A 23,357-nucleotide genomic window follows, 5' to 3' on the forward strand; every position below is an offset into this window, starting at 1 on the left:
GTAGAACGTCCGGTCTAGACATGTCAACTATGGAAGGTAGGATGAACCGCATGAGCCTGCGACATGCCCTGCTCGGGCTGCTGGTCGAACACCCCGCCAGTGGCTACGACCTGCTGAAGACCTTCGGGACCTCCCTGGCCAACGTCTGGCCCGCTACCCAGAGCCAGATCTACGGTGAGCTCACCAAGCTCGCCGACAGCGAGCTGATCGTGGTCTCGGAGCAGGGTCCGCGCGGCCGGAAGGAGTACACGCTGACCGATACCGGTCTGGCCGAGCTCCGCCGCTGGCTGATCGAGACCGAGCCGCAGCGCACTCGCAGTGACGTGCTGCTCCGGGTGTTCTTCCTCGGCGTACTCACTCCGCAACAGGCGCGCGACTACCTCGACAACCAGGCCGCCCACGCGACCAAGTTGCACGAGGAGCTCAAGTCCCTCGACGGGAGCATCGAGTGGGACGACGAAGACCTGTCGATCTACGGCCGCATCGCCCTGGAGTACGGCCAGCGCTTCAGCGCGATGCAGCGGGACTGGGCCGAGTGGGCGCTTACCCAGGTCAAGGACAAGTAAGCGCCCAGCCGGCTCAGAGCGGCAGGAGTTCCGATCCCCAGTTGTAGACGCGAGAGGCGGAATCGGTGCTACCGAGGTAATTGGTGGCGGTCACGCTGGCCTCGTTCTTCGCCGAACCTCTGACCCAGGTGGTTTCTTCGTACTTCGCGACCTCACGGCTGAACTTCCCGATCACCTGGATGCAGGTGGTCCAGATGTAGGTGTCGGCCCTGAGGTAGATGGTGCGCGATCCCCATTCGTCGATCCGGTCGACGAAGATCCGCCAGGAGTAGTTGCCTGAGGCAAGATAAATGCTGCGCTGGATGCAGTACTGCGGAGAGCCCACCGCCGCGTCGTAGGCCAGGTACCGGTTCTCGGAGAGGTAAGCACTGCCGGCGGCGAACGCCGGGGTGGCTGCGAAGCCGGCTGTTGTCGCCGCGAGCACGATGGTGGCCAGAAGCTTTCTGGGGAAGCGCATATCGGTCCTGTCGATCGTCGGTTTCGGGTCAGTGCTTGAACTCGGTGGCGTGGTCCTGGGCCCAGTCGGCGAAGGTCCGGGCTGGATGCCCGGTGAGTTCTTCGACGGTGCTGGTCAGCGCGACGGGCTTTCCGTCGTTGGACTTCCACCAGTCGAGGAGAGAGTCGGCATAGAGCTCTGGGATGTATTCGGCCATCTCCTTCTTCCATTCGTCGGGCGTGACGCGGTTGATGGTGATGGTCTGGTCCGTCGCGGCGGCGAGTTGCTCGAGCTGCTCGGCGAACGTCAGCGACTCGGGCCCGCTCAGGGTGTATTCCTGCTGCTGGAAGCGCGGCTCGGTGAGTACTGCGAAGGCGACCTCGGCAATGTCCTTCTCGTGGATGGGGTCGTTGTAGGAGCCCGGGAACGGCAGGCTCACCGGACGGCCGGACTTGATCGGCCACGCCCAGGCACTGGCGTTGCCCGCGAACGAGCCCGGGCGCAGGATCGTCGTACTGATCGACGAGTCCCGTACTGCGTGCTCCACGTCCAGGTGCGATTTCGCGAGGTGATCCCGCTCGGCGTCGGGACTGAGCACGGCCGCGCTCGACAGCACGACGATGTGCTGTACTCCGGCAGCCACTGCCGCGTCGACGAACTCGGTGATGTGCGCGGATTCGGCGTACAGGAAGACCGAACTGATGCCTGACAGTGCGTCCGGGAAGGTGGCCGGGTCGGTCAGGTCCAGTTTGATCGATGGGATGCCCTGCGGCAGTTCGAGCTTGCCGGGCTCGGTCGAGCCGACGCGCAGGTCGAGACCGTGCGCGGCCAGCAAGGCGGTCAGCTGGGTGGCGACCGCGCCGCGGCCGCCGGAGATGAGGATCACTTGGTGCTCCTTGGATCAGTGGTGTTGAGCGGGGGCTTTGCGGGGCAGGAGCCAGACGGCGCAGCAGCTCAGTAGGGTGACGCCGGCGACGACCGCGAGGCTGGTGGTGACGGCGTGGGCCTGGCCTGCCGCGAGGGTCTTGAAGTAGACGGTCGTCACGGCCGCGGCGCCGATCGCGTTGGCGAGCTGCTGGACGGCGGCGAGTGAACCGCTTCCGCTGCCCGCTTCGTCCGGATCGGTGTCGCCCATGGTGACGTCGTAGATCGTGCCGAAGCAGGTGCCCATGCCGAGTCCGATCACGAAGATCGCGGGGATGAGCGCTCCGGGTCCGACCGCGGTACCGGTCGTGTGGATCACGGCGTACAGCCAGCCGGTGCCGGTCAGGGTGATCAGCAGGCCGAGGAAGACGAGGTTGCGGCCGAGCTTCGCGATCAGCTGGTAGCTGGAGATCGAGGCGATCACGATGCCGGCGGCGATCGGAGCCATCCCGACGGCCGCGGTCCGGAGCGGGGTGTAGCCGAGGCCGTTCTGGAGGAAGAGCGAGAGGACGTACAGGAGGCCGGCGACCGCGGCGAAGAAGGCGATGCCGAGGACCAGGCCGGAGGTGAAACCCCGGTTCTTCAGCAGCGAGGGCTTGATCAGCGGGTTGGCGGCCGTGGTCTGGCGCCGGGCGAAGAGTCCGGCGAAGACGGCTCCGCCGGCGAGGAAGAGGATCGGGCCGACGGTCCAGCCGGTGCTGGAGCCTTCGATCAGGCCGTACAGCAGCCCGAACATCGCGACGCCGAGCAGGCCGGAGCCGAGGCCGTCGACGGAAACCGTTCGGTCGCCGTCGTCCCGGGGCAGTAGCCGGAAGGCCGCGACCGTGGCGCCGCCACCGAGCAGGATGTTGATCAGGAACATCGAGCGCCAGCCGAGGCCGAACAGATCGGCGTCGATCAGGAACCCGGCGAGGATCGGGCCGCCGACCGCGGACAGGCCGAGGGTGGGGCCGAACGCGCTGAAGGCCTTGCCGATCTCCTCCCGCGGGAAGACCGAGCCGAGGATGCCGAAGCCCTGCGGGATCAGGACCGCGCCGAAGGCACCCTGGACCAGCCGGGCGACGATGATCGAGGCCGGGTCGAAGGCGAGGCCGCAGGCGACCGAGGCCAGGGTGAAACCGGCGATGCCGATCAGGAAGAGCCGGCGGCGGCCGAACCGGTCACCGAGCCTGCCGCCGACGACCAGCAGGACGCCGAGTGCCAGGGCGTAGCTGGTGCCGAGCCATTGGACGAGCGAGTCGCCGCCGTGCAGCGACCGGGTGATGGTCGGCGCGGCGATGTTGGTGATGGTCGAGTCGAGCAGGTCGACGATGTCGGCGGCGAGGATCACAGCCAGGATCGCCCAGCGCCGGGTGGCAACCGGGGCATCGAGCACGGTCATCGGCGGGACTCCTTCCGAACAGCGGGCATGACGAACAGCGGGCATGGCGAACAGCGGGCATGGCGAAGAGCGGGCATGGCGAAGAGCGGGCATGGCGAAGAGCGGGCATGGCGAAGAGCGTCAGGACGGACAGCGGTCCTGACGAGAAGTGGTGCGGGTGCCTACGAACGGGCGGCGATCCCCTGAGGAGAGTCTGTGGTCCGAGTGGACTTAGCGACAGATACGTGATCACCTTCTGCTCTGTGAATATCTCATGCCTGCCTCACGGGCTGAGGGGACCTGACCTGAGCGGCTGTCACTGAGGGGGGCGTCGTGATCCGGGTGCTGCTGGCCGACGACATGAAGCTCTTCCGGGCCGCCCTCAAGCACCTGCTCGAACGGCAGCCGGACTTCGAGGTGGTGGCCGAGGTCTTCTGCGGGGACCAGATCGTGCCGGTCGCGCTCGAGCGTCGCCCGGACGTCGCCGTGATCGACATCGAGATGCCCGGCCAGGACGGCCTGACCGCCGCCGCTCAGCTGCGCGAGCGGCTGCCCAGTTGCCGGACGCTGATCCTGACCGCGTTCGGCAGCCCCGCGAACCTGCGCAGGGCACTGGGCTCGGAGGCCGGCGGGTTCCTCAGCAAGGACGTCTCGCCGGAGGCCCTCGCGGAGGCGATCAGGCAGGTCGCGGCCGGCATCCGGGTGGTGGATCCGAACGTCGCCGCCGCGGCGCTCACGCTGCCGCCCAATCCGCTGACCCCCCGGGAGATCGAGGTCCTGCGGCTGTCCGCCAACGGTTCGCCGGCCAAGCAGATCGCGGTGGAGCTGTTCATCTCCACCGCCACGGTCCGCAACTACCTCAGCTCTATCGTCGCCAAACTCAACGCCCGCACCCAGGTGGACGCCGTCCGCATCGCCACCGACGCGGGCTGGATCTGATCGACGACTTCGAGGGCTCGCGGGCGGAGCGCCAAGCCTCCTGGATCCTCATCGGTCTGCTGGGCTACTCCTTCTACCGCAGGATCCTTGAGCTTCCTGGCACCATCGACGGGCCGCTCGACCGGATCGCGATCCTCAACCTCGCGGCGGTCGCTCCCGCCGTCTTCCTCCTGCAGCTGATCCACTCCCACCCACGATTCACGGAGTTCCGTCGCAAGTACGGCCGCTGGAGCGTGGCCGTCCAGCTGGCGATCGCCCTGTCCGCCGCACTGCTGCTGAACTCCACCCAGTTCTTCTCCGTGGGGCTGATCGGGTACGGCGCGGCTTCGGCCTGGCTGATCCTGCGACGGCCATGGTCGTGGCTGGTCTACGCGCTGTCGGCCGTGAGCATCCCGGCCATCTGCCTCTACTACCGGCAGTCGACGCTGGACACCTTCTGGTGGATCAACAACCTGCTCATCACCAGCACCGGCTTCATCGGCATCTCGCTGCTCGTCGAGTCGATCGCCGGGCTGCATCGCGCCCGGGCCGAGCTGGTGCGGATGACCATCGCCTCGGAAGGCCAACAGCTCAGGGAGGACCTCCGCGCAGAGCTCAAAACCCGCCTTGCCAGCCTGTCGGAGCGGGCCGACGAAGCCGGCCGGCTCCTGGCGACCGCGCCGGCGGCTGCCCGGGACCAGCTGTCGGTGATCGTTCTCAGCGCCCGGGCGGCACTTGCCGACGCTCGCAGGATCGCGGGTGACTACCGGCAGCGGTCCTGGCCCGAGGCGGAAGCCCGAACGAAACCGAGGACCGCGAACCTGCTCGTGATCGTCCATTCGACGCTGGCCACCGGGTACGACGTGGTCTACGCGATCGTGCACCGGCCGGCACCGCTCGTCGTGGTCGTCGCGCTCGCGGCGGGCACGGTCAGCCTCACCCTCATCATTCGGCACCTGCTGCCGCCCGCGAACGGAGTCCGTCCCCGGGGGTGGCGAGCGACCCTGGCGGTCCAGGCGGTGCTCGCCTTCGCACCGCTCCCGCTCACCGGGATCGCCTGGATCGGCATGCCGATGATGCTGGCCGCCACGATGATCGTCCTGATGCCGGTCCGGATCGCCTTCCCGGCCATGCTGCTGATCGCGGTCGCCGACTGTGCCTTCGTCCTGAGTACCGGCAGTTCCTTGCTGCTGGCCAGCTACTACCTCGCGGCGATCACCGGGTTCGCCTTGTCCGCTTTCTGTCTGGCCGATCTCGCGAGGGTGGCCTTGCGGCTCCGCACAGCGCGCGCGGAGCTGGCCTGGATGGCGCGGACCCAGGAACGCGTCCGGCTGTCGAAGGACGTGCACGACCTCGTCAGCTCCGGCCTCTCCGCCCTGGTGATGAAGGCCGAGCTGGCCCGGGTCCTGATCGGCACGGACGGTCCTGGGGCCGGCCGTGAGCTCGAAGACGTCGCCGCGCTCGCCGTGCGCTCCGCCCGCCTGATCGACGAGTTCCATCTCCCGGGCGCCGGTCTCTCCTTCGCCGAGGAGGTCGCGTCGGCCCGATCGATCCTCGGCTCGGCCGGGATCACCGGGCCCGTGGACGCCGTCCCCGACCGGCTTCCCGCCACCCTCGACACCGTGCTGGCCATAGTGGTTCGGGAAGCGATCGCGAATGTGCTGAGGCACAGCGAAGCGCGGCACTGCTCGCTCAGGATCGAGTCCGGCCGCGATCTCCTTCAGCTCACAGTGGCAAACGACGGGTTGACCAGCGCGGCTGGTGGCGGCACGGGGATCGGCAACCTCAGAGCACGGGTCGAGGCGGTGGGTGGCAGTCTCAGCACGGAACGCTCGGCCGACGCGTTCCGGCTTGCCGTGGTGCTGCCTTGGTTACGTGACGGGGCTGTCGGCGGCCGGACGTAGGCTGGCCTGCATGTCCACCCAGTCTGCCGCGGTCCCTACCTCTCTCGGCGCAGCTCCAGCGGTGCCTCTCAAACTGCCCCGGAAGGCGCCGGTGTTCGCCGGGGAAACGCACAGCCAGCTGGTCCGGCGGGCGCGGAAGATGCACAAGGTGCTCACCGAGACGTATCCGGACGCGCACTGCGAGCTGGACTTCACGACGCCGCTGGAGTTGCTGGTGGCCACCATTCTGTCGGCCCAGACCACCGATGTGATGGTCAACAAGGTGACGCCGACGCTGTTCGCGAAGTACCCCGATGCCAAGGCGTTCGCGGAGGCCGACCGGGAGGAGATGGAGGCGATCCTCAAGCCGACGGGCTTCTTCCGGGCCAAGACCAACAGCGTGATGAAGCTCGGCCAGCTGCTGGTCGACGAGTACGACGGCGTGGTCCCCGACAAGCTGGAGGAGCTCGTCAAGCTACCCGGTACCGGCCGCAAGACGGCGAACGTCGTCCTGGGCAACGCCTTCGGGGTGCCCGGCATCACCGTCGACACGCACTTCGGGCGGCTGGTCCGCCGGTTCGGCTGGACCGAGGAGACCGACCCGGTCAAGGTCGAGCACCTCATCGGCGAGCTGTTCGGAAAGAAGGACTGGACGATGCTGTCGCACCGGCTGATCTTCCACGGCCGGCGCCGCTGCCACGCCAAGAAGCCCGCCTGCGGCGCCTGCCCGATCGCCCAGTGGTGTCCCTCGTTCGGCGACGGCCCCACCGACCCGGATCTCGCCGCAAAGCTGGTCAAGGTCCCGGCGTGACGCAGCGCCGCCTCCGACCGCCCGTACGCCGGTACGCCGTGCTCGCGGTCGTCGTCCTCGCCCTGCTCGCGGGCTGCGGAGATCAAAAGGCGGCCGCCCCGGGGGCAACAGGCGGCAACACCGGGGGCAGCAAGGTTGCGGGCGCGGACAAACTGGTGGCATGTCCGAGTACGAAGTCCAGGCCGCCGGTGACCAATGGTCTGCCTGACATCAGCCTGCCGTGTCTGGGTAACGGCCCGGACACCCGGCTCGCGGATCTCCGCGGCCCGCTGGTGATCAACGTCTGGGCGCAGTGGTGCCCACCCTGCCGCCAGGAGTCGCCGTACCTGGCCGACCTGCAGAAGAAGGCCGGTGCCAAGGTCAAGCTGATCGGCATCGACTACGACGATCCGCGCGCCGACGAGGCGGTCAAGTTCGCGGTCGAGCAGAAGCTGGACTATCCGCACCTGGTCGACCAGGACAAGCAGGCCCGGGTCCCGTTCAAGATCGGCGGACCGCCGTTGACCGCGTTCGTGGACAAGGACGGCGCCCTGGTTCATATCCACTACGGCGCGTTCAGTTCCCAGCAGGAGCTGGATCAACTGGTCAAGGACAAGCTGGGAGTGACCTGGTGAAGACCAGTACGACGTACGACGTGTCGCTGCCCGGCTGGTTGCAGACCTTGGCGACAGCCTCGAAACAGGTCGATCCCCTCGAGTTGTCCCGCTTCCTCCCGCCGGACGACCCGAGCGTGCGGCCGTCCGCAGTACTGATCTTGCTTGCTGATGGCAATGAAGAAGGTGCTGGCGGCAATGGTCCGGACGTGTTGCTGACCGAGCGCGCCTGGACGCTGCGATCCCATGCCGGCCAGATGTCCTTTCCGGGCGGCCGCGTCGACGAGGTCGACGGCACCGGCGTCGAGGGCCTGGTCCGGACCGCGTTGCGGGAGGCGGAGGAGGAGACCGGGCTGGACCCGTCCGGCGTGGACGTGTTCGCCGTCTGGCCCGCGCTCTGGGTTCCGGTGAGCAACTTCGGGGTGTCGCCCGTGCTCGGCTTCTGGCGCGAGCCGTCGCCGGTCGCGGTGGTCGATCCGGCCGAGGTCGCGTCGGTGCACCGGGTCTCGCTCGAGGCGCTGGCCGACCCGGCGAACAGGATCAGCTGCCTGCATCCGTCCGGATTCACCGGCCCGGCGTTCACTGTCGATGACCTCTACATCTGGGGTTTCACGGCCGGCCTGCTCGACAAAATGCTCGCACTCGGCGGGTGGGCGCGGGACTGGGACCCGGCCAACGTCGTACCGTTGCCCGACCGGCTGGTCGAGTTGGCCTGGCGGAGTGCGGGGCAGCGGTCGGAGGACGTGCGACGGCTGACGGCCATCGAGCACGACCTGGGGCATCCGGAGGGTATGGAGTGAGCGGTCTCGACTACGCGCTGCTGGTGGTGACCCTGCTGGTGGCGATCTCGGGGTACGTCGAGGGGTTCGTCCTCGGGGCCTGCGCCACGCTCGGGTTGCTGGCCGGTGCCGCCATCGGCGTGTACGGGGTGCCGCGGGTGCTGGACAATTTCTCGCCCAGCGTCGAGGTGTCGTTCGCCGCCCTGGTGCTGGTGGTGCTGTTCGCCTCGATCGGGCGGACCGTCGGCGCGATCCTCGGCTCCAGGCTGCGGAACAAGATCTCCTGGAAGCCGGTCAAGGCCGTCGACGCGCTCGGTGGCGCCATCCTCGCCGCGGTCTCGGTGCTGATCGTGGCCTGGGTGCTCGGTGTGGCGGTGAGCGGTGCCCGGATCCCCAGCGTGACGTCCGCCGTCCGGGGTTCGGAGGTGCTGGCGAAGGTCGACGAGGCGCTGCCGGAGAGTGCCGACAAGGCTTTGCAGGCGTTCAACGACGTCGTCAATACCGATCTCTTCCCACGCTTCCTCGATCCGTTCGTCCCCGAGCGGATCCGCGACACCCAGCCGCCCGACGCGGCGATCGCCCGGCAACCCGCGGTGCGGGATTCCTACAGCCGGATCGCCAAGGTCACCGGGGTCGCGAACTGCTCCCGCGGGCTCGAAGGGTCCGGGTTCGTCTACGGACCGCAGCGGGTGATGACCAACGCGCACGTGGTGGCCGGCGTCAGCAATCCCAAGGTGGAGGTGAACGGCAAGTCGTACGAGGCGACCGTGGTGCTGTTCGACTCGAGTGTCGACATCGCCGTGCTGTTCGTCCCGCATCTGAACATCAAGCCGCTGGTCTTCGACGAGAGCGGCAAGGCCGACGCCACCGCCGTCGTGCTCGGCTACCCGGAGAACGGCCCGTTCGATTCCGAGCCGGCCCGGATCCGCTCCGAGGAGCGGCTCCGCGGCCCGGACATCTACGGCGACAAGACCGTCACCCGGCGAGCCTTCTCGATCTGGGCCTCGGTCCGCCCGGGCAACTCCGGCGGCCCGCTGCTGTCACCCAGAGGCACTGTGTACGGCGTGGTCTTCGCCGCCTCGGTCGAGGACAACCGCACCGGTTACGTCCTCACCGCCGGGCAGGTCGCCGCCGACGCGGCCGCCGGTCTCAAGGCGACCCAGCAGGTCTCCACCCGCAGCTGCACCTGATCCCGAGCGCCCCCGGGTAGACCCTCCAATGCCTCGCCGACTGGGCCACCAGAAGTTCGATGCAGCAGATCGAGGGACCCGCGGCGTTGAGAAAGTATGACGGTGACGACGGGGGAAGCGGTGTCGTTCGACGAAGCGGTCAGGGCGAACGAACGCCGGCTGCTGCGGTTGGCGCTGATGCTCTCCGGTGGCGTGCACAGCGCCGAGGATCTGGTCCAGACGGTGCTGGCGCGAGCGCATCGCCGCTGGGACCGGATCGGCGTTCTCGAACATCCCGAGGCGTATCTGCGCACGATGGTGGTGAACGAGTTCCTCAGCTGGCGACGGCTGCTGAGGAACCGTGAGCAACCGCTGGCCGAGTTACCCGAGCAGCCGGCGGGGGAGGACTTCAGCCTCCGCCAGGCGCAGCGGGATGCCGCCTGGCGGTTGCTGGCCAGGTTGCCCCGCCAGCAACGCGCAGTTTTGGTGTTGCGGTTCTACGAGGATCTTCCGGACGACGAGATCGCCGCCGTACTGGGGTGTACGGCGAGCACCGTCCGGTCCAATGCCGCGCGCGGCCTGGCGAGCCTTCGGGCCGGCCTGCCGACGCAAGACGAGGAGCACTGAGATGAAGGACGAAGATCTCGGCCTGCTGTTGCGGGAAACCTTTGCAGAAAAGGAAGAACTGATCGATAACTTGCCCGAGGCAACTATAATCGCGCGGCGCCGGACCGGGCCGATCCTGCTCGCGGCGGCTTCGGTGCTGGTGATCCTCGGCGGCATCCTGTACGCCGTCCAGTGGACCGGTCACGACACGCCGATCGGTCAGGCGACCACAACAGGGCCGGCGGCAACCACCGCGCCTGGCTCGATACCGACGATGACTCCGCCCCCTGGATCAACTGCGACAGATGGGCAGCCGGTGCCGGAGAGGTCGATGATCTGGGCGGCGGCGATCGCCGAGATCCTCAAGATCGAGCGGCCGGCCGCGGGCTGGCCGGGGATCCGGGTCCTGGACGCGCCGAACGGGGGCGCGGGCGGCAACGGAATCACCTACGAGCTCGCCACGCCGTTCACCGCGGCGGAGCGGGCGGGGATCGAGAAGGCGCTGGCCGCGGTCGCGCCGGTGCACTGGGTGCGGAGCCGGCCGACAGGTGGCGCGAACGTCTGCGACCAGCCGGCGGCCAAGGAGCCCTACGTGACGGTCGGCCCGATCGTGCCTACGCAGGGGCATGTCGAGGTCGGGATCAACGTGTGGCGGGGCTGCCTCGACGCCCGGTGGATGACCTATCGCCTGGACCAGAAGGCCGGCACCTGGACAGTCATGGGCACTATCGGCCCGGTGGCAGTCTCCTAGGAGCGCTTGTAGGTGGCGACGAAACCGCTGGTGGAGATCACCAGCGGTTCCGCCGCGTCCAGCACCTTGCGGGCCGCCGCACCGTTCGGCAGGTCGATCGGCTTGGACAGCGCGAGCAACGTGAAGCGGTAGTGATGAGTCTGACCGGCAGGCGGGCAGGGCCCGTTGTACGTCGCTTCGCCCAGGTCGCTGAGGGCCTCGCGGGCTTCTGCCAGCTTGGTGTGCTCCTGCAATCCAGCAGCCGTGGCCGGGATCTTCCACTGCACCCAGTGGATCAGCGGATCGCTCTGCGGACTGATCTTGTCGTCGTCGACCATCGACAGCACCAGCTCAGCGGTCCCAGCCGGGACGTGCCGGAAGACCAGCGGCGGTGAGTAGTCTCCCGAGCTGTCGCAGGTCATCCGGGCATCGAAGCTTCCGTCAGAGTGAAAGCCGTCACCGGGTACAACGGCGAACTGCCCGGTGTCCGCGGCGGTCGGTGGGTGGCCGCTGTCCGGCTTCGGGTCGCTCGAGCATCCAGCCAGGCCGAGCAGGAGAACCACGACAGCAATCGCTTTGCGAGTCACTCCCCAAAACTAGCCGCGCACGGCCTGAACTGCGCTTACGGCTCGGGGACACCGAGCCAGTCGAGCAGCAACCGGTTGAAGAGCTCCGGGCGCTCCTCATGCGGGAAATGCCCAGCTGTGGTCAGTACTTCGTGGCGCAGCGGCCCGGTGATCAATCCGGCCGGGGTACGCGTGCTGGCCGAGGCAACTGCACCGTCCTGAGCTCCGTGCACCTGCAGAACCGGTACTTCGATTGGCGTACGCATCTGCGCGGAGTGCCGGCGTCCGTCGGAGCGCAGGCGCGACCGGGCGAACCACCGGTGGTACTCGAGCGCGCAGTGTGGCGCCGGCCAGACCTGCAGCGCCGCCCGGTAGCGCCGGGACGCTTCAGCGTCGGGGAAGGCGCCGCCCGGAGCGGACCAGGCTCGGAGCAACTGCTCGATGTGGATGCCGCCATGCGCGAGCAGCCGCCGCTCCGGCAGGATCGGGAGCTGGAACCACCCCGCTCTGGCGATGGCTCGCGGCCGGCCCGACCGCATCAGCATCAGTGGGTGCGGCGCCGACACTGCCGCGAGTGCTCGTACCTGCCGCGGCGCGAGTACGGCTGTGGACCAGGCGATGAACCCGCCCCAGCCGTGCCCGACCAGAACCGCGTCGGTGGCCCCTAGCGACCTGATGACGCCAGAGACGTCCGCGGCGGCCGTGACAGGGTCGTAGCCGCGTGGGGTCTTGTCGCTGGCGCCGTACCCGCGCAGGTCCATCGCGACAGCGCGGTAGCCGGCCGCGGCGACAGCAGGCAGCTGGTGACGCCAGGCCCACCAGAACTCGGGGAAGCCGTGCAGGAAGAGCACCAGGGGATCGTCAGCGGCGCCGCACTCGGCGACGTGAAACCTGGCGCCGTTGGCCGCGACCAGCGAATGCGACCAGGGTCCGTCGACCAGCAGATCCGAGACGCCGGCCGGACTCAGTCTCCCTTACCGATCGACTTGAGTGCCTCGACCGACTCCTTCGAGCTGTCGATCGTGCGCTGCGGCGCCTTCACCTTCTTCATCAGCCGGAGACCGGCGAACACCAGGCCTGCCCCGATCAACAGGTAGACGACAGCAACGATCAGGAAGGACAGCGCCGGGTGCAGCCCGAGTGCGCTCACGCCGTACGCCGCGGCGATGGACAGCAGGATGATCGCGAGCAGGGCCAGGAAGGCGGCAGCGCCGAACATGCCGGCACCCGTGCCGGCGGCGACGGCGGTCTTCTTCAGCTCGGTCTTGGCCAGCTCCAGCTCGCTGCGGACCAGGCTGGAAAGATCCCGGCTGGCATTGGCGACGAGCTGCCCGACCGTGGGCTCATCCTCGTTCTGCCCCATCGACATGGCACTCCTTCCAAGGGGGTCCGTGCCCCGACCCTAGCTGGTACCCCCGGCTCAATCCTCGGCGTACGCGCGGTTGCGACGGAACAACAGCGCGGTCGCGAGCAACGCGGCCAGCAGCGACGCGATCAGTACGGCCGCCTTCGCCCGCTCGATCTGCGCGACGTCGTCGCCGAAGGCGAGCTGCGCGATCAGCAGGGAGACCGTGAATCCGATCCCGGCGAGCACCGAGACGGCACCCACGTCGCGCCAGGCGAGGTCGGAGTTCAGCTCCGCGCGGGTGAGCCGGGCCGTCAGCCACGACCCGCCGAACACCCCGAGGACCTTCCCGGCCAGCAACCCCGCGACCACCCCGATCGCGACCGGGTCGGTGAGCGTCGTCCGGATCGCGCTGCCGCTCAGCGTGACCCCGGCCGCGAACAGTGCGAAGACCGGTACTGCGATGCCGGCGGACCACGGGCGCAGCCGGTGCTCCACCCGCTCGGCCGGCGACTTCTTCTCGTCCGGGTCGGGCAGGACCCGCGTCACCAGGCCGAGTGCGACCCCGGCGATCGTGGCGTGGATGCCTGACTCGTGCATGAACCACCAGGCGCCGAGAGCGATCGGGAGATACGCGATCGGCGTACGGACCCGGAGCCGCTGGAGCAGATAGAAGGCCGCGATCAGGGCCAGCGCGGCCAGCAGCGCCAGCAGGTTGAGACCGTGCGAGAAGAAGATTGCGATCACCAGGATGGCGCCGAAGTCGTCCACGACGGCGAGGGTGAGCAAGAAGGCCCGCAGAGCGCTCGGCAATGACGAACCGACGATCGCGAGCACGGCCAGGGCGAAGGCGATATCCGTTGCCGTCGGCACCGCCCAGCCCTGTGGCTTGCCGTCGGCAACAGCCAGGTTGATCGCGGCATAGATCAGGGCGGGCACCGCCATCCCGCAGAGGGCCGCGATGACCGGGACGACCGCCTCGCTGAGCCGGGACAGGGTGCCGACCACGAGCTCACGCTTCAGCTCCACGCCGGCTAAGTAGAAGAACAGCGTCAGCGCGCCGTCGGTGGCCCAGCCCTCGACCGTGAGCGGGCCGAGTTGCGCGTCACGGAGGTGGTGGTACGTGTCCTGCCAGGGGGAGTTCGCCCAGACCAGCGCGATCACGGCAGCGCCGACCAGCACCAGCCCGCCGGTGGTCTCGGCCCGCAGCGTGTCGGCGAGGAAGGCTCGCTCGGATCCGAGGATGCGCGGAAAGACTCGTCGTTTCTGTAGCAGCCGCACAGGCGGCTCCCTTCGCTCGGGCAGGTCGGAACCAGTGCCGACCAGACTTCCCGGCTCACCAGGCCGCGCGCACGATCGGCCTCGATCACGATTCTAACGGGCGCGCCGTCGGCCCGGTCGCATTGCCGGGGCGGGTCCGCGTGGAGGAGAATGATCACTGGCCGTGCTGGGGAGCTGGACAGTAGTGTCGGGCGGAACGGTTGAGTTGTTGGACAGTTACGAACCCGACGTCCGCAGACGATCCCCGGCAACCGGTTTGCCGGGCAGATTCCCAGGGATACTGACCTCATGGCCCGCCCAAGGAACAACCCCGGTGACCTCGCCGAACTCCCCACGGAGCTACGAGCGGACCGGCCGAAGGGTGGCCAGATCCGCGAGATCCTGCAGACCCTCACCCGCAGTCTGGCCGCCGGAACCGTGCTGCCCTCCGAGCGGGTGCTGGCCGAGCGCTTCGGCGTCGCCCGGATGACAGTGCGGCAGGAAGTGGACCGGGTTGTTGCCGAAGGCCTCGCGGCCCGGCGCCCCGGCGGCGGCACCTTCGTCGCGGAGCCACGGCCGGCCCGGATGCTCACCTCGTCGTTCAGCCAGGACATGCGGGCCCGCGGCATCACGCCCGGCGCCAAGGTGCTGGAGCACCTCGTCGGCACCGCCGACGAGGACCTGGCCCGCGAGCTGGAGCAGCCGGTCGGATCGCCGGTCCTGCACCTGATCCGGCTGCGCACCGCCGACGGCGAACCGATGGCGGTCGAGCGGACCAACCTGTCGCTGCGGCGCTACCCGGGCCTGGACGAGCTCGACCTGAGCGAGGTCTCGCTGTACGACTCGCTCTCGGAGCGCTGGGGAGTCACCCTCGGGATGGTGTCGGCCTCGATCGTGGCCGCCCCACCGGACCAGGCCGACTCCGAGCTGCTCGGTATCGAGCCGACCGTGCCGTGCCTGATCATCACCTCGGCGCCGCGGACCGCGTCCGGCGAGGTGATCGAGTACGGCCGCTCGGTCTACCGCTCGGACCGCTACGACATCACGGTCGCCTACCGCGCCACCTGATCCCGCTGGCCCCGGTCGTGATCAAGTATCAGAAGTGGGCCAATCCTCAGAGCTGCGCGGCTGCGATGCCCAGGGCGAAGGCGGTGGCGGTGAGGACGAGCATCGTGCCGGCCAGGAGGTAGAGCTGGCGTTGGAGGGCGGGGCGTTCGGCGGCTGTGGCGAAGACGCGGCGGGGCCAGTGGCGCCAGGAGACGTACCAGAAGATGGTGGTCGCGGCGAGCAGCAGAACGGCCTTGGTCAGGTGGATCCACCAATGGTCATTGTCGAGCAGGAGCAGGACGACGCCCGTCAGAGCGATCACGCCGATCAGCGCGAGCACCTTGTATCGGTTGCCTGAGGCAATCACTGCGGTCAGCGCCTCGCGGCTGTCCTCGTCGGGGCCGAAGAACTTCTTCAGCTTCGGCTGGACGACGAAGAGCGAGTAGGTCATCCCGCCGATCCAGGCCGCTGCCAGCCCCGCATGCAGGATCACCACCAGGACGGTCATGACGTGCAGCCTAGTGGCGCGGGTGTCAATCGGATGTCCGGAACTGGTCGCCGGGTATTCACTACGTTCTGCTCGAAAGGCATTGCTCTCTGTCAGTGCGTCGGCTGTTCTGGTGGGCGTCGTGACCAGACAAGAGAGGGAGCATGATGATTCCTGATCAATCGCCGTTCCATGGTGCGCGAGCCGTCAAGGGGGTGGGCCGGCGGGCGGTACTCCGGGGCGCCGTCATCGGGGCGCTCGCGGCGGCGCCGGTGCCGTTCGCCCGTCGGCTGACCAACGGATCCGAGCAGGCCGCGGCCACGGCCTCCGCTGCGGCGCAAACCGAGGCGAGCGGGTCTTGTGCCACCCTGCCGTTGGTGGGTGGAGCCGAGTTTCCGATCGGGTTGTTCTGGCCACCGCATCCCTTCGCGACCACGGTCGAGCGGTACGCCCAGATGCGGGAGGCCGGCTTCACTTTCCTGATCACGGGCAACTATGTCGACGACTCGGCGATCCTCAACCAGTCGCTGGCGATCGCCGACCAGGTCGGCCTGAAGGTGCTGGTCTCGAGCGACCCCGACGTACAGAACTTCTCGCAGCGGTTCACGATCAGCGACGACCGGTCGGTGCCGATGTCGATCACCACCGCGGACGCGCGGAAGTTGGCCACCGATGCGTTGAATCGGTATCGCGGCTTCGGTTCGTTCGCCGGCTTCAGCCTCGGTGACGAGCCGCCGGCGGGGCGGTTCCCCACGCTGGCGAAGGCGTTCGCCGTCGCGCGCGAGGTGGCGCCGGACTACACGCCGTACTCGAACCTCGTGCCTGGCAGCGGTTCGGGGTACCAGGCCTTCGTCCGTCAGTTCGTCGACACGGTGCACCCGCCGATGCTGTCGTTCGACCGGTATCCGCTGCTGGCGTCCGGCGAGGACGCGCAGTACTTCGCCAACTGGGCGATCATCCGCTCCGAAGGGCTGCGGGCGAACATCCCGACCTGGACCTTCGTGCAGAGCGTCGAGTTCAACGGCCACCGGTTCCCGACTGCCGCCGAGTTGCTCTGGCAGATCAACACGAGCCTCGCCTACGGCTGCAAGGGCATCCAATACTTCACTTATTGGCAGCCCGATCCGGCTCGCGGCGAAGGTTTCGGCCGCGCTCTGACCACGCTCGACGGAACACTCACCCCGCTCTACACAGCCGCCAAGACCATCAACACCACCTGGCTGAGTCAGGTCGGCGTCGAGCTCAAGCCGCTCGTCTCCGAGTTGGCCGTCCACGCCAACGAGACGCCACCGGCAGGTGCGACCGGATTCACTCCCGACACCTACCTCAGCGGTACGTCGGGAAGCGCGGCGGTGCTCGGCCGATTCCGGCCCACGGATGCCGCCAAGACCCGCTGGCTGCTGGTCGCCAACCGTCAGCACACCACCGGCGCGAGTACGACGGTGACGTTGAATCAGGCAACGGTCACGAAGGTCTCGGTCTTCGACCCGGCGACCCGCGCGTACACGGCGCAACCGGACCGGACCAAGATCGTCGCCACCTTGGCGCCCGGGGCCGCGGCCCTCTACCGGCTCGACGCATAAGGGGGACGAGATGCGAACCCAGCTCTTCAGCCAGGTGATCACAGCGGGTGTGGCGGCAGCGGTCGCCGCCGCCGTCATCGCAGTACCGAATGTTTTCTCCGCCAAGCCTGCCAAGGTGACGGCGCCGACCGCCATCTGCACCTACAACTGGTATCTGTCGAACAGCCGGACGTCGGGAACGGCGACCATCCCGGCCTTTGCCTACGGCAACACCCCGATGGTGCCGCTGGCCGGGAACTGGGACGGTGCCGGCGGCGACACCCCGGCGGCGTACAGCCCGGACCAGCGGAAGTTCTTCCTGACCAACTCGTTCGCGGGCGGTGTCGGCCAGCTCACCATTGCCTTCGGCAACGTCGGGGACCGCCCGATCATCGGCGACTGGAACGGTGACGGCACCGACGAGGTCGGCGTCTACACCCCGTCGACCGGCACCTTCACGAAGCGGGCCGCGGACGGCACTACGACGAGCGTGGCCTTCGGCGCGGCGTACCAGATCCCGCTCACCGGGGACTGGAACGGCGACGGGATCGACGATGTCGGCGTCTACCGCGCCGCCGCCGCCACCTTCGACCTCCGGCTGGCCGACGGCACCACCCGCTCGATCCACTACGGCGACGCGTACTGGAAGCCGATGATCGGCGACTGGAACGGCGACGGCCCGCGACGAACCCGGGCTCTACAACCCCGCCAACGCCACCTTCTACTTCCGGGTCAGCGGCATCGAAACCACCGAAACCACCGAATCCGTCCGGTACGGCGACGGCGGCGACCTCCCGCTGGTCGGCGACTGGGACGGCAACCGCACCAGCTCCCAGGGGGTCATCAAGTACTGAGGACCGCGGCGCCTCGCAGTACGGCGGGGCGCCGCGGCCACAGTGTGACGCCGTTCACGAACTCGGCCGTTCAGCGCAGAACGGGGCCGGCTGAGCGCCTTCTGGGTGACGCACCAGTACCACGGCTGGTCCGGCATTGGTAGAAAGGGGTTCGTGCGCTTCCGGCGTACGGACAGCTTTCAGCGAGGAGTCCGCGACGTGACCAGTTCCGAGTCCCCCCAGTCCGATGCCCTGTCGAACCTGATGCACGAGGAGCGCCGCTTCGAGCCGCCGGCCGAACTGGCCGCGAACGCGAACGTCAAGGCGGACGCGTACGAGGCGGCCGAGGCGGACTTCGAGGGGTTCTGGGCCGAGCAGGCCAAGCGGCTGACCTGGGCGGTCGAGCCGACCGAGACGCTCGACTGGAGCAACCCGCCGTTCGCCAAGTGGTACGCCGACGGCAAGCTCAACGCGGCGTACAACTGTGTCGACCGGCACGTGGAGAACGGCCTTGGCGACAAGGTCGCCTACTACTTCGAGGGTGAGCCCGGCGACACCCGGGAGATCACCTACGCCCAGCTCAAGGACGAGGTCAGCAAGGCGGCCAACGCGCTGCTCGAGCTGAACGTCCAGGCCGGCGACATCGTGGCCATCTACATGCCGATGATCCCCGAGACCGTGGTCGCGATGCTCGCCTGCGCCCGGATCGGTGCCCCGCACACGGTCATCTTCGGCGGCTTCTCCGCCGACGCGCTGAAGGGCCGGATCCTCGACTGCGACGCGCGCGTGGTGATCACCTCCGACGGCGGTTACCGCCGGGGCGCCCCGGCGGCGCTGAAGCCCGCGGTGGACGCCGCGCTGGTGGACTGCCCCGATGTGCGCAATGTGCTCGTGGTGAAGCGCACCGGCCAGGAGACCGCCATGGTCGAGAACCGCGACCTGTGGTGGGACGACTTCGTCGGCAAGCAGTCGGCCGAGCACACGCCCGAGGCGTTCGACGCCGAGCACCCGCTGTACGTGATGTACACGTCCGGCAGCACGGGCAAGCCGAAGGGCATCCTGCACACGACCGGCGGCTACCTGGTGGGTACGGCGTACACGCAGTGGGCTGTCTTCGACCTCAAGCCGGACACCGACGTCTACTGGACCGCGGCCGACATTGGCTGGGTCACCGGCCACAGCTACATCGTGTACGGCGCGCTCGCCAACGCGACCACGTCGATCCTTTACGAAGGCACTCCGGACACCCCGCACCAGGGGCGCTGGTGGGAGATCATCCAGAAGTACAAGGTCTCCATCCTGTACTGCGCGCCGACGGCGATCCGGACCTTCATGAAGTGGGGCAAGGAGATCCCGGAGAAGTTCGACCTCTCCACCCTGCGCGTGATCGGGTCGGTGGGCGAGCCGATCAACCCCGAGGCCTACATCTGGTACCGGGAGAACATCGGCGGCAACAACGCGCCGGTGGTCGACACCTGGTGGCAGACCGAGACCGGGATGCACATGATCTCCCCGCTGCCCGGCGTCACCGCGGGCAAGCCGGGCGCCGCGATGCGCGGCATCCCGGGCGTGAGTGTCGACGTGGTCGACGACGCCGGCAAGCCGGTGCCGAACGGCTCGGGTGGTTACCTGATCATCGACAAGCCGTGGCCGGCCATGCTGCGGACGCTGTGGGGCGACGACGAGCGGTTCAAGGACACGTACTGGTCGCGCTGGCCGGGCGTGTACTTCGCGGGGGACGGCGCCAAGAAGGACGAGGACGGCGACATCTGGCTGCTCGGCCGGGTGGACGACGTGATGAACGTGTCCGGCCACCGGTTGTCCACCACCGAGATCGAGTCGGCGCTGGTCTCGCACCCGAAGGTCGCCGAGGCGGCCGTCGTCGGCGCCTCGGACCCGACCACGGGTCAGGCGATCGCGGCCTTCGTGATCCTGCGCTCCGAAGCCGGTGACGGCGGCCCGGACGTGGTCCAGGAGCTCCGCAACCACGTCGCCAAGGAGATCGGCCCGATCGCCAAGCCGCGCCAGATCATGGTCGTCGCGGAACTCCCCAAGACCCGCTCCGGCAAGATCATGCGCCGCCTCCTCCGCGACGTAGCCGAGAACCGCGAGGTAGGCGACGTCACCACCCTCGCCGACTCCACCGTCATGGACCTCATCAAAACCAACCTCGACGCCGGCAAATCCGACGAGGACTGACAACCCGTACTACGAACGCCCGTCCCGGTCCCCGGGGACGGGCGTTCGCCTTTTCCGGGAACCGATTCACGCCGCCGCGCATCGGAGGTTCGTTGTCGGTTGAGGAGGAGTTGGGATGTATCAGCAGGGCGAGATGGTCGCGGAACAGCAGGAGCCTAAGCGGCGGATTTCGCGTGCGGCGCGACGCCGCGTTCACGCCCGTGAGCGTCGCGTACGTCGTACGAGAAGCCAGTTCCTCCCGCAGCCCAGGTGGTGAGCCCGGCCGCGCTCTGAGGGGGAGAGCGCGGTCTAGGTGCTGAGATCAGCCTCGGCGACCAGTTCGGGCAGCGAACTCGTCCAGAGCTGACAGCACCTCCGGGGCCTGCCACAACCTGTTGCGTTTCTTGTCGCTGAACTCCTTGACTACTCCCGCCGACGCAAGTTGCAGGAGAGCACGGCCGGCGTTCGCGGAGGTGACTTCCAGCTCCCGTTCGACCAGCGCGGTGTCCACGACCGGTTGGCGGAGCAGCAGATCCATGATTCGCCAGACCACGGCGTCCCGGCGAGCCGCGATCACGTCGGACCAACGAAGTACCCATCGGTGTCGGTCAGTAGCCCGGCCGAGACTGGAATCGTGACGTTGCGAGTGAGTCCCCTGTGTCGCAAGATCGCGTGGATCAGTGCCCGCCCGGTCCGTCCGTTGCCGTCAGGGAAGGGATGGATGGTCTCGAACTGGGCATGGATCAGTGCCGCGTGCACCAGTGCAGGGATGTCGTCACGCCGGGCAAATTCCATCAGATCTGCCATCGCTGCGGCGACTCGGTCCTGGTGGGGCGGCACGAAGGCGGCTTGATGTGGGCCGTAGTCGTTGCCACCGATCCATACCTGCTGATCCCGCCAGCGCCCGACGATCTCAGGCTGGTGGTCGATCATCAAGGCCGAGTGCATCGTGAGGATTGCCTTCTCGTCGATGCGGTCGGCGAGCTCGATGGCGGCCTTCATGGCATGCACATTAGAGACGATCTCGGCCGCGTTCCGCCGCTCATCGCTCCCCAGTTCCGCCAGCGCGATCGCCCGCGCACTATCGGATAGCTCGATATCCGATGCTAGATGCGGTGCTTAGCATTGGATCTTTGACTATCCAATGCTAAGAGAAGGGCTAGTTGCGGATGCTGGCGTCCTCGCGGGCGTCCAGGAGTTCGGTCCAGTGGGTGGCTGTCCATTCGCAGGCGGCTTGCATGGGGGCGAGGAAGCTTTGGCCGAGGGGGGTCAGGGCGTAGTCGACCCGGCGTACCGGGGTGGTGCGCTCGGTGCGGTGGATCAGGCCGTCGCGTTCGAGTAGGCGTAGCGACTGGGTCAGGACTTTCGGGGTGACGCGGTGCAGGGGGATGCGTAGTTCGGAGAAGCGGCGGGGGCCGTCCTCGAGGCAGCGGATGACCAAGCCGGCCCACTTGTCGTTGCCGAAGCGGATCGGGTTCAGGGTGGATGGGCAGATCTCGTCGAACATATCCGCGCGCAACGGCTCCATCTGACCAGGTTAGCCAGTATCCGATCGGTAACCAGCCTTCCGTCTACGGTCGGCGCGTTACCCCGATCAAGGAGGTCTGGATGAGCAAGGTGCTGGTCTTCGGTGCAGGTGGCAGGGCCGGTCGTGCGGCCGTCGCGGAGGCGAGGGCGCGCGGCCATGAGGTGACCGCGGTGGTCCGCGATCCCAGCCGGTACGCCGACCTGCCGGGCCTGGTCGTCGGCGACGTGACTTCGGCCGAGGACGTGGAACGACTGAGCAAGGGGCAGGACGCGGTCGTCGCGGCCGTGTACGACGGAGCCAGTGCCGATCCGGCCGCCTTCTTCACCGCGACCGCCGAGTCGCTGGTCGACGGATTGACGAAGGCCGGCGTACCACGGCTGGTCTGGATCGGCCTCGCCTCGATCCTGCCGACCGAATCCGGAGCGCTGCTGATGGACACTCCTTCCTACCCACAGGAGTACCGCGCCTTCTACCTGGCGCACGCGGCGGCTGCGGAGGTCTTCGAGGCGTCGTCGCTCGACTGGCTGTCGATCGCCCCGGCCGGCGACTTCAACCACCCCGACCCCACCCGCACCGGCGGCTACCGGGTCATCCCCGCCGACGCGACCAACCTGATCTCGTACGCCGACGTCGCGATCGCGCTGCTCGACGAGATCGACAAGCCCCGTCATCACCGCACCAAGCTCGGCGTCGGCAGCTGACTCCTACCAGCCGACCGAACACAGATTCTTGCTGCGGGCAACATCCTGTTCCGGCATGACATTGCGTAGGTCCGGAACGACAGAGACCGTGTACGGCGGGGTGCCGGGCGCTACGTCGAGCTGACTGTTGACCCAGAGCAGGCGGCCGCCGTCCTTCGCCAGGGTGGTGGGCGTCGAGTTCGCGGCGCCCGGGCTGGAATCGGCGAGGATGCGGGCCTCGGTCCAGTCGCGGTTGAGCCAGGCAAGACGGGTGACGTACTTGCCGCCGCCCGCGTTGTAGACGGCGTACAGGCGGCTGCCCTCCAGCAGGTAGCCGTCGCCGGAGAGGATGCCGTTCGCGCCGGTGATCGCGAGGGTGCTGACCTGCTTCGAGAGCAGGTCGATCCGGTAGGTCACGTCCTGCCCTTGCTCGCCGACCAGGAGGGTTCGGCCGTCGGTGACGATGCCGTTGAGGAAGTACGGCGTCGGCTGGATCTTGTCGCGGGTCAGCCAGGGTTCGAGGTTGCCCAGGCCGCGAGCGGTGAGAGGTGCTCGCCAGATCTGGTTGTGGGCCGAGTCGGTGACGTAGACGGCGTCGGTGGTGATCGCGAAGTCGTTCAGGAACGAGCCTTCCTGGGCCTTTCGCGCGGCGAGGAGACGGCCGCGGACGTCGTACAGGTAGAGCGTCGACGTGCTCGCGCCGGCGATGAGTACCCGGCCCCAGCGGTCGACGTGGATCCCGGTCGCGGAGGTGCGACCGTCGCTGCCGGCGGGGAGCCAGGGACGGAGGTTCGGCTGGCGGGTCGAGCCGCGGTAGACGGCGCCGGTGCCGACGCTGGTGACGTACATGGTCCCGTCGCAGGTGACGGCGATGCCTTCGGGAGTGTCGCCGGGGGTGGTGGAGACGACGTACGTGCTCGGGTGGCTCGGGTGGTTCGCCAGGGCAGTCGCGGGCTGTACTGCGACAGCGATCGCGGCGGTCAGAGCGGCGGTGGCGATGCGTCTGGGCCTCATGAGTTCAGGGTCCGGGGCGCGGTTGTCCGGGCTCGACCGGTTTCGGCCAGGGCCGAAGTGGGATCGCGTTTCCGTGGGCCTG

Annotated in this window: 26 protein-coding genes; 14 read left to right on the forward strand and 12 right to left on the reverse strand. The window is 68.3% G+C overall.

The window, feature by feature from the left end; translation table 11 throughout:
* The first annotated feature begins 50 nt into the window (after positions 1-50).
* The gene (locus F1D05_RS23050) at positions 51-566 is read left to right on the forward strand and encodes a PadR family transcriptional regulator (RefSeq protein WP_185442340.1); all 516 of its coding nucleotides are present in this window, start codon (positions 51-53) and stop codon (positions 564-566) included.
* A gap of 13 nt (positions 567-579) precedes the next feature.
* Here the strand turns inward: F1D05_RS23050 and F1D05_RS23055 are convergent, their stop codons facing one another.
* Genes F1D05_RS23055 through F1D05_RS23065 form a run of 3 tightly spaced genes read right to left on the reverse strand, consistent with a single transcriptional unit; the run spans position 580 to position 3,307 of the window.
* Complete coding sequence (locus tag F1D05_RS23055; protein ID WP_185442342.1) at positions 580-1,023, reverse strand: hypothetical protein; 444 nt, start codon at positions 1,021-1,023, stop codon at positions 580-582.
* 28 nt (positions 1,024-1,051) lie between these two features.
* Positions 1,052-1,888 carry an NAD(P)H-binding protein gene (locus tag F1D05_RS23060; protein WP_185442344.1) on the reverse strand — a complete coding sequence of 279 codons (837 nt, stop codon included), beginning with the start codon at positions 1,886-1,888 and terminating at the stop codon, positions 1,052-1,054.
* Positions 1,889-1,903: 15 nt separating this feature from the next.
* A complete protein-coding gene (locus F1D05_RS23065) occupies positions 1,904-3,307 on the reverse strand; it encodes an MFS transporter (RefSeq protein ID WP_185442346.1) in 1,404 nt (467 codons plus the stop codon).
* Positions 3,308-3,619: 312 nt separating this feature from the next.
* On the opposite strand from F1D05_RS23065, the gene F1D05_RS23070 reads away from it, so the two are divergent.
* The 8 genes from F1D05_RS23070 (at position 3,620) to F1D05_RS23105 (ending at position 10,796) form a co-directional block, all read left to right on the forward strand.
* Entirely contained in the window at positions 3,620-4,225 is a 606-nt protein-coding gene (locus F1D05_RS23070; protein WP_185442348.1) for a response regulator, read from the forward strand.
* Positions 4,226-4,458: 233 nt separating this feature from the next.
* Complete coding sequence (locus tag F1D05_RS23075) at positions 4,459-6,108, forward strand: sensor histidine kinase (RefSeq protein ID WP_185442350.1); 1,650 nt, start codon at positions 4,459-4,461, stop codon at positions 6,106-6,108.
* Between the two features lie 10 nt (positions 6,109-6,118).
* Complete coding sequence (nth, locus tag F1D05_RS23080) at positions 6,119-6,898, forward strand: endonuclease III (protein WP_246485879.1); 780 nt, start codon at positions 6,119-6,121, stop codon at positions 6,896-6,898.
* Complete coding sequence (locus F1D05_RS23085) at positions 6,895-7,512, forward strand: TlpA family protein disulfide reductase (protein ID WP_246485880.1); 618 nt, start codon at positions 6,895-6,897, stop codon at positions 7,510-7,512. The genes nth and F1D05_RS23085 overlap by 4 nt, the downstream gene beginning before the upstream one ends.
* The gene (locus F1D05_RS23090) at positions 7,509-8,291 is read left to right on the forward strand and encodes an NUDIX hydrolase (RefSeq protein ID WP_185442351.1); all 783 of its coding nucleotides are present in this window, start codon (positions 7,509-7,511) and stop codon (positions 8,289-8,291) included. Before F1D05_RS23085 ends, F1D05_RS23090 begins: the two co-directional genes overlap by 4 nt.
* On the forward strand, positions 8,288-9,460 hold the full coding sequence (locus F1D05_RS23095; protein ID WP_185442353.1) for a MarP family serine protease: 1,173 nt from the start codon (positions 8,288-8,290) through the stop codon (positions 9,458-9,460). Before F1D05_RS23090 ends, F1D05_RS23095 begins: the two co-directional genes overlap by 4 nt.
* Before the next feature lie 96 nt (positions 9,461-9,556).
* Positions 9,557-10,066, forward strand: a complete 510-nt coding sequence (locus F1D05_RS23100) for a SigE family RNA polymerase sigma factor (RefSeq protein WP_185442355.1) — start codon at positions 9,557-9,559, stop codon at positions 10,064-10,066.
* A gap of 1 nt (position 10,067) precedes the next feature.
* Entirely contained in the window at positions 10,068-10,796 is a 729-nt protein-coding gene (locus F1D05_RS23105; protein ID WP_185442357.1) for a hypothetical protein, read from the forward strand.
* Here F1D05_RS23105 and F1D05_RS23110 read toward each other — a convergent pair.
* From F1D05_RS23110 to nhaA, 4 genes are all read right to left on the reverse strand, one after another.
* Positions 10,793-11,362 carry a YbhB/YbcL family Raf kinase inhibitor-like protein gene (locus F1D05_RS23110; RefSeq protein ID WP_185442359.1) on the reverse strand — a complete coding sequence of 190 codons (570 nt, stop codon included), beginning with the start codon at positions 11,360-11,362 and terminating at the stop codon, positions 10,793-10,795. The genes F1D05_RS23105 and F1D05_RS23110 overlap by 4 nt on opposite strands.
* 35 nt (positions 11,363-11,397) lie before the next feature.
* Positions 11,398-12,192, reverse strand: a complete 795-nt coding sequence (locus tag F1D05_RS23115) for an alpha/beta fold hydrolase (RefSeq protein ID WP_246485881.1) — start codon at positions 12,190-12,192, stop codon at positions 11,398-11,400.
* 113 nt (positions 12,193-12,305) lie between these two features.
* Positions 12,306-12,704, reverse strand: coding sequence for a phage holin family protein (locus F1D05_RS23120; protein ID WP_246485882.1), 399 nt, complete (start codon positions 12,702-12,704; stop codon positions 12,306-12,308).
* A gap of 57 nt (positions 12,705-12,761) precedes the next feature.
* The gene (gene nhaA, locus F1D05_RS23125; RefSeq protein WP_185442362.1) at positions 12,762-13,967 is read right to left on the reverse strand and encodes a Na+/H+ antiporter NhaA; all 1,206 of its coding nucleotides are present in this window, start codon (positions 13,965-13,967) and stop codon (positions 12,762-12,764) included.
* Between the two features lie 288 nt (positions 13,968-14,255).
* Between nhaA and F1D05_RS23130 the strand changes: the two genes are divergently transcribed.
* Positions 14,256-15,014 carry a GntR family transcriptional regulator gene (locus F1D05_RS23130; RefSeq protein ID WP_185442364.1) on the forward strand — a complete coding sequence of 253 codons (759 nt, stop codon included), beginning with the start codon at positions 14,256-14,258 and terminating at the stop codon, positions 15,012-15,014.
* A gap of 46 nt (positions 15,015-15,060) precedes the next feature.
* Here F1D05_RS23130 and F1D05_RS23135 read toward each other — a convergent pair whose 3' ends face one another.
* A complete protein-coding gene (locus tag F1D05_RS23135) occupies positions 15,061-15,501 on the reverse strand; it encodes a hypothetical protein (protein ID WP_185442365.1) in 441 nt (146 codons plus the stop codon).
* Positions 15,502-15,644: 143 nt separating this feature from the next.
* On the opposite strand from F1D05_RS23135, the gene F1D05_RS23140 reads away from it, so the two are divergent.
* From F1D05_RS23140 to acs, 3 genes are all read left to right on the forward strand, one after another.
* The gene (locus F1D05_RS23140; protein WP_246485883.1) at positions 15,645-17,063 is read left to right on the forward strand and encodes a hypothetical protein; all 1,419 of its coding nucleotides are present in this window, start codon (positions 15,645-15,647) and stop codon (positions 17,061-17,063) included.
* 10 nt (positions 17,064-17,073) lie between these two features.
* Positions 17,074-18,039 carry a hypothetical protein gene (locus F1D05_RS23145; RefSeq protein ID WP_185442366.1) on the forward strand — a complete coding sequence of 322 codons (966 nt, stop codon included), beginning with the start codon at positions 17,074-17,076 and terminating at the stop codon, positions 18,037-18,039.
* Between the two features lie 100 nt (positions 18,040-18,139).
* Entirely contained in the window at positions 18,140-20,074 is a 1,935-nt protein-coding gene (gene acs, locus F1D05_RS23150) for an acetate--CoA ligase (RefSeq protein WP_185449340.1), read from the forward strand.
* A gap of 301 nt (positions 20,075-20,375) precedes the next feature.
* On the opposite strand, the gene F1D05_RS39030 is transcribed toward acs, so the two are convergent.
* The 3 genes from F1D05_RS39030 to F1D05_RS23160 all read right to left on the reverse strand — a co-directional run bounded on the left by F1D05_RS39030 (position 20,376) and on the right by F1D05_RS23160 (position 21,581).
* Complete coding sequence (locus tag F1D05_RS39030; RefSeq protein ID WP_206685802.1) at positions 20,376-20,630, reverse strand: hypothetical protein; 255 nt, start codon at positions 20,628-20,630, stop codon at positions 20,376-20,378.
* Positions 20,627-21,055, reverse strand: coding sequence for a Fic family protein (locus F1D05_RS42095; protein WP_206685803.1), 429 nt, complete (start codon positions 21,053-21,055; stop codon positions 20,627-20,629). Before F1D05_RS42095 ends, F1D05_RS39030 begins: the two co-directional genes overlap by 4 nt.
* Positions 21,056-21,212: 157 nt before the next feature.
* On the reverse strand, positions 21,213-21,581 hold the full coding sequence (locus F1D05_RS23160) for a winged helix-turn-helix transcriptional regulator (RefSeq protein ID WP_185442368.1): 369 nt from the start codon (positions 21,579-21,581) through the stop codon (positions 21,213-21,215).
* Positions 21,582-21,661: 80 nt separating this feature from the next.
* On the opposite strand from F1D05_RS23160, the gene F1D05_RS23165 reads away from it, so the two are divergent.
* Positions 21,662-22,282, forward strand: a complete 621-nt coding sequence (locus tag F1D05_RS23165; protein WP_185442370.1) for an NAD(P)-dependent oxidoreductase — start codon at positions 21,662-21,664, stop codon at positions 22,280-22,282.
* A 3-nt stretch (positions 22,283-22,285) separates the two neighbouring features.
* Here F1D05_RS23165 and F1D05_RS23170 read toward each other — a convergent pair whose 3' ends face one another.
* Positions 22,286-23,275, reverse strand: coding sequence for a superoxide dismutase (locus F1D05_RS23170; RefSeq protein WP_185442372.1), 990 nt, complete (start codon positions 23,273-23,275; stop codon positions 22,286-22,288).
* Positions 23,276-23,357: the final 82 nt, after the last annotated feature.

The sequence above is a fragment of the Kribbella qitaiheensis genome (assembly GCF_014217565.1).
GTDB lineage: Bacteria > Actinomycetota > Actinomycetes > Propionibacteriales > Kribbellaceae > Kribbella > Kribbella qitaiheensis_A.

Bases quoted from the DNA above. Each gene is read 5' to 3' on its own strand.
- F1D05_RS23065 (WP_185442346.1), bottom strand. From the start codon at position 3,307: ATGACCGTGCTCGATGCCCCGGTTGCCACCCGGCGCTGGGCGATCCTG.
- F1D05_RS23130 (WP_185442364.1), top strand. From the start codon at position 14,256: ATGGCCCGCCCAAGGAACAACCCCGGTGACCTCGCCGAACTCCCCACG.
- F1D05_RS23050 (WP_185442340.1), top strand. From the start codon at position 51: ATGAGCCTGCGACATGCCCTGCTCGGGCTGCTGGTCGAACACCCCGCC.
- F1D05_RS23135 (WP_185442365.1), bottom strand. From the start codon at position 15,501: ATGACCGTCCTGGTGGTGATCCTGCATGCGGGGCTGGCAGCGGCCTGG.
- F1D05_RS23140 (WP_246485883.1), top strand. From the start codon at position 15,645: ATGATGATTCCTGATCAATCGCCGTTCCATGGTGCGCGAGCCGTCAAG.
- F1D05_RS23055 (WP_185442342.1), bottom strand. From the start codon at position 1,023: ATGCGCTTCCCCAGAAAGCTTCTGGCCACCATCGTGCTCGCGGCGACA.
- F1D05_RS23105 (WP_185442357.1), top strand. From the start codon at position 10,068: ATGAAGGACGAAGATCTCGGCCTGCTGTTGCGGGAAACCTTTGCAGAA.
- F1D05_RS23100 (WP_185442355.1), top strand. From the start codon at position 9,557: ATGACGGTGACGACGGGGGAAGCGGTGTCGTTCGACGAAGCGGTCAGG.
- nth (WP_246485879.1), top strand. From the start codon at position 6,119: ATGTCCACCCAGTCTGCCGCGGTCCCTACCTCTCTCGGCGCAGCTCCA.
- F1D05_RS23165 (WP_185442370.1), top strand. From the start codon at position 21,662: ATGAGCAAGGTGCTGGTCTTCGGTGCAGGTGGCAGGGCCGGTCGTGCG.
- acs (WP_185449340.1), top strand. From the start codon at position 18,140: ATGCACGAGGAGCGCCGCTTCGAGCCGCCGGCCGAACTGGCCGCGAAC.
- F1D05_RS23145 (WP_185442366.1), top strand. From the start codon at position 17,074: ATGCGAACCCAGCTCTTCAGCCAGGTGATCACAGCGGGTGTGGCGGCA.
- F1D05_RS23160 (WP_185442368.1), bottom strand. From the start codon at position 21,581: ATGGAGCCGTTGCGCGCGGATATGTTCGACGAGATCTGCCCATCCACC.
- F1D05_RS23170 (WP_185442372.1), bottom strand. From the start codon at position 23,275: ATGAGGCCCAGACGCATCGCCACCGCCGCTCTGACCGCCGCGATCGCT.
- F1D05_RS42095 (WP_206685803.1), bottom strand. From the start codon at position 21,055: ATGAAGGCCGCCATCGAGCTCGCCGACCGCATCGACGAGAAGGCAATC.
- F1D05_RS23120 (WP_246485882.1), bottom strand. From the start codon at position 12,704: ATGGGGCAGAACGAGGATGAGCCCACGGTCGGGCAGCTCGTCGCCAAT.